Source organism: Microbacterium sp. (genome assembly GCF_051953575.1).
GTDB lineage: Bacteria > Actinomycetota > Actinomycetes > Actinomycetales > Microbacteriaceae > Microbacterium.
The window spans coordinates 1-7,567 of the sequence record NZ_JBQCIP010000032.1 but is presented as its reverse complement, the minus strand read 5'-3'; the positions used below and the strand labels follow the sequence as shown (position 1 = coordinate 7,567).

The following is a 7,567-nucleotide window of genomic DNA, read 5'->3' as shown; positions in this document are numbered from 1 at the left end:
CGCAAGAACATCATGTACATCGGCCTGGTGACCTCGGTGCTGACGTTCGTGCCGTTCATGCTGGTGCTGCCCGGCAAGATCGAGCCGGTCATCTTCCTGCTGGCGTCGCTCGTCCGCGTCGCGATGAGTGCGACGTACGCGCCCATCGCCGCGATCCTCGCTCAGATGTTCCGCCCGCAGGCCCGCTACACGTCGATCGCGCTGTCGTATGGCGTGGGCGCGGCCATCTGGGCCGGCTTCTCGCCCTGGTTCGCGACGATGCTCATCGCGTGGACCGGCAGCGTCTGGTCGGTCATCGCGATGTTCGTCGGCATGGCGCTGCTCGCGGGACTGTGCACGTGGCTGGCGCCGCAGCACTCCGACGAAGCACCGGTGACGGACTCGTTCACGCCGCGCACCGACACCACCACGGCCCGCACGATCTGAGGACCCGATGAGAAAGCTCGCCCCCTTCGACCGTCCCGTCCAGCGGACGCCGCGCCTGGTGACCGCCGCGGTGATCCACACGGTCGACACCGAGGACCGCACCGCCACCGCGATGCTCACCGACGACGGCCGGATCGTCGCGATCGGCACGGTGGAGGAATGCCGGGATGCCGCCCGCGCGGCCGGCATCGACCCCGAGGTCGTCGACCTCGGGGAGGCGGTGGTCGTTCCCGGGTTCGTCGACGCGCACGCGCACCCGCTCATGTACGGGCAGCTGATGACGTGGGTGGACTGCGGGCCCGAGAAGGCGGGCAGCATCCCCGAGATCGTGGCGCTGCTGAAGGCCGCCGCCGCCGAGCAGCCGGCGGGCCGCCCGGTTCGCGGCTACGGCTACGAGCACCGGAATCTCGCCGAGCAGCGGCATCCGACCCGGTTCGAATTGGACGAGGTCGCGACCGACCGCGAGGTGTACCTGATGAACGCGTCGGGGCACGGTGGTGTCGTGAACTCGTACACGTTCGCGCTCAACGGAGTGGACCGCGACACCCCGGATCCTGAGGGCGGCGAGATCTTCCGCGATGCGGACGGGGAGCTGACGGGTGAGATCTCGGATGCCGCATGCAACATGCTGACCGGGGTGCACGGCGTGAAGATCGGCCACCACGGCCCGAACTTCCACCTCGCGGACGAGCCGGAGGAGCACCTGCGGCAGTTGGATGCCGCGACGCAGCGCTTTCTCGCGGGCGGCGTGACGACGATCGGCGACGCGCAGGTGTCGCGGCGCGAGTTCGACATGTACCTGCGCCTCGCCGAGGCCGGACGCCTCGAGCTGCGCGTGTCGATGTACCTGCTGTCGCACCTGCTCGACGATGCCCTCGAGATGGGACTGGTCGGCCAGTTCGGCAACGCGCACCTGAGTTTCGCGGGCATCAAGCTGTACGCCGACGGCACGCTGGGCGGCTGGACTGCCTACTTCCCCGACGGCTACGTCGGCGACCCGTGCCGCACCGGCCAGCTGTACCACGAGCCGGCGGAGTATGCGGAGCTGATCCGCAAGGCGCACGCCGCCGGCCTGCAGACCGCGACCCATGCGCAGTCGCCGACGGCCATCGAGATGGTGGTGTCGGCGATCGAGGCGGCGCAGGCGGAGCGTCCCGACGACGACGCCCGCCATCGGATCGAGCACTGCGGGCTGCCGACGCCCGAGCAGATCGCCCGCATGGCCGCCGCCGGCATCCGTCCGGTCAATCAGCCCCAGCACTATTTCAACTGGGGCGAGGGCGTGGAGCAGGCGATCGGCACGCCGGGGGAGCGGTTCAACCCGCTCGGCGAGTTCGAGGCGGCAGGGGTGCCGTTCACCATCTCGTCGGACGCGCCGGTGGCAGAACCCATCCCGCTCGAGGCGATCCAGACGGCGGTTGCCCGGGTGACCCGGCGCGGGCACAAGCTCGGACCCGACGACCTGACCGTGTCGGCGGCGGCAGCCCTGCGGGCCCACACCTACGAGGGTGCGGTGTCACTCGGTCGCGAAGACGACCTGGGCTCGCTCGAAGCCGGCAAATACGCAGACTTCGTGGTGCTCGGCGGCGATCCGCTCGCCGTCGACGCGGCGGACATCTCGCAGATCCCGGTGCGGCAGACCTGGGTCGGCGGCGAACGCCGCTTCGCCGCGGTCCCGGCGGAGGCGACGGCACGATGAGCGGGCAGGCAGACGCCGCGGCGCCGTACGCCGACACGACCGGCCGGGCCGTGCTGGAGACGATCCGCGCCTACGGGGTGACAGCGGTGTTCGGCATCCCGGGAACGCACAATCTGGAGCTGTACCGGCCGCTCGCCGACCTCGGCATGCGCGTGGTCACGACGCGCCACGAGCAGGGCGCCGGGTACGGTGCGGACGGCTGGGCGCAGCAGACCGGGCTGCCCGGTGTCGTGATCACGACGTCGGGCCCGGGCCTGCAGAACGCGATGAGCGCCATCGGCACGGCGTTCTGCGAGTCCCGGCCGCTGCTGGTGCTCTCGCCGGGCGTCGCGCTCGGCGCCGAGTTCCGCGATGTGGGCACGCTGCACGAGACGAAGGATGCGACGGCGATGGTCGGCGCGATCGCGGAGTGGTCCCGTCGCGTGACGACCGGGGCGGATGCCGTCGACGCCGTGCACGACGCCTTCGCGCTGTTCCGCACCGCGCGGCCGCGTCCCGTGCACATCGAGATCCCGCTCGACGTGCTCGAGGCTCCCGCGGGCGTCCCCGCCGCGGCCCGGGTCGCGCGGCCCGCGCCCGCTCCCGCCGACGGTGACCCCGCGTCGCTGCGTGAGGCCGCGCGCCTGCTCGCCGGTGCCGAGCGGCCGGTCATCCTCGCCGGCGGCGGCGCGACCCGTGCCGGCCGGGCGGTCACCGCGCTCGCCGAGCGTCTGGGTGCGCCGGTCGTGACGACGCTCAACGGCAAGGCGACCGTCGACGAGCACCATCCGCTGTCGCTGGGGTCGAACCTGCGCCTGGCCGCCGCGCGCGCAGTGGCCGAGCACGCCGATGTGCTGCTCGTCCTCGGTTCGAAGCTCGGCGAGGCCGAGCTGTGGGCGCCGGCGCTCGACGCGCGCGGCGCCGTGATCCGCGTCGACGTCTCGGCCTCGCAGCTGCACAAGAACCTCGACGCGACCGTCGGCGTCGTGGGCGACTGCGGAGCGGTCGTCGAGCAGCTGCTCGCCCTGCTGCCCGACGCGCCGAGGCGGCACCCCGACCTCACGCGCGAGCACCTCGCCATCGCCGCCGAGATCGAGCACACCGCGCCCGACACGGTCGCGCTGGCCCAGACGATCGCGGCCGCGCTGCCGCACGACGCGATCGTCGCGGGCGACTCGTCCCAGATCGTGTACCTGGCGCTCGCGAACGTCCTGGCGCAGCCGCGCCCCCATTCCCTGCTGTACACGCCGACGTACGCGACGCTCGGGTACGGGCTCCCGGCGGCGATCGGCGCACGGGTCGCGCAGCCGGAGGACGGTCGCCCGGTCGTGGCGGTCGTCGGCGACGGGGCGCTCATGTTCTGCGTCAACGAGCTCGCCACGGCCGTCGAGCAGCGGCTCGACCTCACCGTCGTGTGCGTCGACAACGGCGGGTACGCCGAGATCAAGCAGAACGAGGTCGATCGCGGCATCCGTCCCGTCGGCGTCGACCTGGTGCAGCCGGACTGGGTCGCCCTCGCGAACGCCTTCGGCGCCACCGGCCGTCGCGCCGAGACCACGGCCGAGATCGCTCCCGCGATCGCCGCCGCGGTCTCCGCCGGCGGCGTGCAGCTCGTCCACATCCCGCAGAACGCCGGCGGGCAGCATCCTGCCGCCGCGTCCTTGAGCCCGAGAGGCGAATCATGACCGACCACCACGAGCCCGTCGGCCCCGTCGACGCCTCCGTCCACCCGCGTTACGCCGGCATCGCCACGTTCGCGCGGCTGCCGCGCATCGAGGACGTGCCGCGCGCCGACATCGCCGTCGTCGGCATCCCGTTCGACTCGGGCGTCAGCTTCCGCCCCGGTGCGCGCTTCGGCCCGTCGCACGTGCGCGAGTCCTCGCGGCTGCTGCGCCCGTACAACCCCGCCCAGGACGTGTCGCCGTTCGCCGCCGCGCAGGTCGTGGACGCCGGCGACATCCCCGCGAACCCGTTCGACATCGACGCGGCGGTGACCGAGATCGAGGCCGCCGCGACGGCTCTGGGCGACCGCGTCGAGCGCATCGTGACGGTCGGCGGCGACCACACCGTCGCCCTGCCGCTGCTGCGCGCGGTGACGAAGAAGCACGGTCCTGTCGCGGTGCTGCACTTCGACGCGCACCTCGACACGTGGGACACCTACTTCGGCGCTCCCGTGACGCACGGCACGCCGTTCCGCCGCGCGAGCGAAGAGGGGCTCATCGATCTCACCGCGAGCTGCCACGTCGGCACGCGCGGCCCGCTGTACTCCAAGCAGGACCTCGACGACGACGAGCGCCTCGGCTTCTCGATCGTGTCGAGCGTCGACATCGAGGTCGACGGGATCGAGGCGGCGATCGAGCGCGTGCGCCGCCGCATCGGCGACAGGCCGCTGTACATCTCGATCGACATCGACGTGCTCGACCCCGCCCACGCGCCGGGGACCGGGACCCCCGAGGCCGGCGGCATGACGAGCCGGGAACTGCTTCGGATGCTGCGCGCACTGGGCGACCGCAACGTCGTCGGGGCGGATGTGGTCGAGGTCTCGCCGGCCTACGACCACGCCCAGGTCACCGGCATCGCGGCGAGCCACGTGGTGTACGAGCTGGTGTCGCTGATGGCGGCGCAGCTCGACGCCGCGCGCTGATCCCTGAGCCGCGGTAGCGCGCGACTGCGAGGGTCGCAAGCCCCTCGGCGTGCGGGGGGCGTCGGGGCAGGCTGGCACCGATGCAGAGGAGGACGCCATGGATGATCGTGAAGACCACCTGAGCACAGAGGCGGCCCCGGTGGAGAATCCTGAGGCGCGCAGCGCTGACGTGGAGCACACCGCGACCAGCGACCACGACGTGATCCGCCGCTGGGCGGAGGATCGCCACGCCGTGCCCGCCACGGTGGAGGGCACGCAGGACTCGGGCCACGTGGGCGAGCTGCGGCTGGACTTCGACTTCGGCAACGACCTCGAAGAGCTGACGCAGGTCACGTGGGACGACTGGTTCGCCGCGTTCGACGAACGCGGGCTCGTGTTCGTGTACGCGCAGAGGCCGCGCCCCGACGGCTCGGTCTCGAACGAGTTCCACCTGGAGCCGGCGGGCACCACCGCACCCTGAGCGCGCCGAGCATCCCCCCGGTCGTGATGGGTGAGACTGGGGGATGCTTGCTGCGCCGATACGACGACGGATGCCGGCGGCCGCGCTGCTTGCGGGGGTCGTGGCCGCAGGTCTCTTGGTGCACGCCGCGCTGCCCGACTCGGCAGCCACCGACATCGCGGGCGACGCGCTGTATGCGGCCGCAGCGTACCTCGCGGTGGCGCTCATCGCTCCGGCGCTGCCGGTCCTCGCGGTCGGCGGGATCGCCGCGGCCTGGTGCGTGAGCGTCGAGCTCTTTCAGCTCACCGGGCTGCCGCTGGAGTGGGGAGCCCGGTTCGCACCCGTGATGCTCGTGCTCGGCACGGTGTTCGACGCCCGCGACATCCTGGTGTACGTGCTGACGATCGTGGTCCTCACGGCGGTGCACGTCCTGGTGCGGCACCGCCGCTGATCAGCCGCGGCTCCGACCCGAGGTTGCGGCATCCGCCGGCCCGCCCGACCGTGGACGCAGGGGGAGCGCGACCGCATGATGACGCGCGGATGCCATCACCCAGCCGGCGGCGCTGCCACCGGGCACGCCGGTGATCGTCACCCCCTAGGGCGCGTCGGGAGCTTCCGCGCGCGCCCGTGCCACCACGATGCCGCGCTGCGACGTCGGGAAGCGGTCGAGCATCGCCCGCAGCTCGTCGGCGTCGACGTCGGCGCCGAACGCCTCGGCGCCGGGCTCCAGCATGATGCCGGCTGCGAGTCCACCCGCGACCACGGGGTCGAAGCCGAGGTCGTCGACCAGGCGTGCGACGACGGCGAGGTCACCAGGGTCGTCTCCGGCGATCGCGATCGCCTGGCGGCCCTCGGCGCCGGCGGGCCGCGCCTCTTCGTCGATGTCGTGATAGCCCATGTGGTTGAAGGCCTTCACGACGCGCGCGTCCGGGAGGGCGCGCTGGACGATCTCGCTCGTCGACGTGCGCGGGTCGTTGAGGTCGTCGCGCAGCCCGTCGACCTCCCACCAGTAGTTCATCGCGTCGATGACGAGCTTGCCGCGCAGCTCGTCCACGGGCAGGCTCTGGTGCTTGCCGAGCGGGATCGCGAGCAGGACCGCATCCGCTTCGCGGGCGACGTCGGATGCCGCAGCCGCCGTCGCTCCCGGTGCCAGCACGTCGATGGTCAGAGCGATGCGCGCGGGGTCTCCCGAACCGGCGACGAGCACGCGGTAGCCGGCCGCCGCGGCGAGGCGGGCGACGATCGTGCCCACCTTTCCGGCGCCGAGGATGCCCAGCGTGCCGATGCGCTGAGCACCGGCGTCCCTTCCCTCGCCCGGTGCCGACTCCACGCGGGTCAGCGTATCGGTCGCGCCGGTCACGCCGGGACCGCCGCCTTCTCGGCCAGCAGTTCGCGCACCATCGGCACGACCTTCGAGCCGTACAGCTCGACTGCGCGCAGGCGGGCGCTCGCCGGCGTCGACCCCGACGTGTAGATCAGGTCGAAGCGGCCGACGTCGAGTCCGCTGATGGCGTTCGCGATCTTGCGGGCGACGGTCTCGGGCGAGCCGACGTACATCGAGCCGGTGCGCACCTCCTGCTCGAAGTGGCCGCGGCTGAGGGGCGGCCAGCCGCGCTGCGCGCCGATGCGGTCGTGCATGACCTTGTAGCGCGGCCAGACGATCTCGCGGGCCTCTTCGTCGGTGTCGGCGATGAAGCCGGGGGAGTGCATGCCGACGGGGAGCGGCGTGTGTCCGAACTGCTCCGACGCGCGGCGGTACAGGTCCACGTACGGCGAGAAGCGCCGGGGGTCGCCCCCGATGATGGCGAGCATCAAGGGCAGTCCGTAGTTCGCAGTGCGGACGACCGACTGCGGGGACCCGCCGACGCCGACCCACGTGCTGAGGTGCCCCGAGTCCGTCTTGGGGAAGACGTCCGCGTCGACGAGCGGCGCGCGGGTCGTGCCCTGCCAGGTGACGGGCTGCTCCTTGAGCAGTTCGGCGAACAGCGCGATCTTCTCCTCGAAGAGCACGTCGTAGTCGGCGAGGTCGTAGCCGAAGAGGGGGAACGACTCGGTGAACGAGCCGCGTCCGAGGATCACCTCGGCGCGGCCGTTCGACAGCGCGTCGACGGTCGCGAAGCGCTGGAAGACGCGCACGGGGTCGTCGGAGCTCAGCACGGTGACGCCCGAGCCGAGGCGGATGCGCTCGGTCTTCGTCGCGATGCCGGCCAGCACCGTCTCGGGGGCCGAGATCGCGTACTCGGGGCGGTGGTGCTCCCCGACGAGGAACACGTCCACGCCCAGCTCGTCGGCGAGGACGGCCTCGTCGACGACCTGGCGGATCGCCGCACCGTAGCTCAGCAGCTGCCCGTCGTCGCCCTCGGGGACGTCGCCGAAGGTG

At 72.3% G+C, this 7,567-nt stretch carries 7 protein-coding genes and 1 pseudogene; 6 read left to right on the top strand and 2 right to left on the bottom strand.

Features of this window, described 5'->3' with window-relative positions; translation table 11 throughout:
• From ACTHNQ_RS02485 to ACTHNQ_RS02460, 6 genes and pseudogenes are all read left to right on the top strand, one after another.
• Positions 1 to 426, top strand: a pseudogene (locus tag ACTHNQ_RS02485) (MFS transporter); the annotation flags it as partial.
• Positions 427 to 433: 7 nt separating this feature from the next.
• Positions 434 to 2,125 (top strand): amidohydrolase, encoded by a 1,692-nt coding sequence (locus ACTHNQ_RS02480; protein WP_440330846.1) that lies wholly within the window; start codon positions 434 to 436, stop codon positions 2,123 to 2,125.
• Complete coding sequence (locus ACTHNQ_RS02475; protein ID WP_440330845.1) at positions 2,122 to 3,789, top strand: thiamine pyrophosphate-binding protein; 1,668 nt, start codon at positions 2,122 to 2,124, stop codon at positions 3,787 to 3,789. The genes ACTHNQ_RS02480 and ACTHNQ_RS02475 overlap by 4 nt, the downstream gene beginning before the upstream one ends.
• Positions 3,786 to 4,748 (top strand): agmatinase, encoded by a 963-nt coding sequence (speB, locus tag ACTHNQ_RS02470; RefSeq protein ID WP_440330844.1) that lies wholly within the window; start codon positions 3,786 to 3,788, stop codon positions 4,746 to 4,748. The genes ACTHNQ_RS02475 and speB overlap by 4 nt, the downstream gene beginning before the upstream one ends.
• A 97-nt stretch (positions 4,749 to 4,845) precedes the next feature.
• Positions 4,846 to 5,208 carry a hypothetical protein gene (locus ACTHNQ_RS02465; RefSeq protein ID WP_440330843.1) on the top strand — a complete coding sequence of 121 codons (363 nt, stop codon included), beginning with the start codon at positions 4,846 to 4,848 and terminating at the stop codon, positions 5,206 to 5,208.
• A 43-nt stretch (positions 5,209 to 5,251) separates the two neighbouring features.
• Complete coding sequence (locus ACTHNQ_RS02460; protein WP_440330842.1) at positions 5,252 to 5,638, top strand: DUF2809 domain-containing protein; 387 nt, start codon at positions 5,252 to 5,254, stop codon at positions 5,636 to 5,638.
• A gap of 144 nt (positions 5,639 to 5,782) precedes the next feature.
• On the opposite strand, the gene ACTHNQ_RS02455 is transcribed toward ACTHNQ_RS02460, so the two are convergent.
• Together ACTHNQ_RS02455 and ACTHNQ_RS02450 are read right to left on the bottom strand one after the other, a co-directional pair.
• On the bottom strand, positions 5,783 to 6,526 hold the full coding sequence (locus ACTHNQ_RS02455; protein WP_440330847.1) for an NADPH-dependent F420 reductase: 744 nt from the start codon (positions 6,524 to 6,526) through the stop codon (positions 5,783 to 5,785).
• A gap of 17 nt (positions 6,527 to 6,543) precedes the next feature.
• The coding region (locus ACTHNQ_RS02450; RefSeq protein WP_440330841.1) for an LLM class flavin-dependent oxidoreductase at positions 6,544 to 7,567 on the bottom strand (1,024 nt) is incomplete at its 5' end.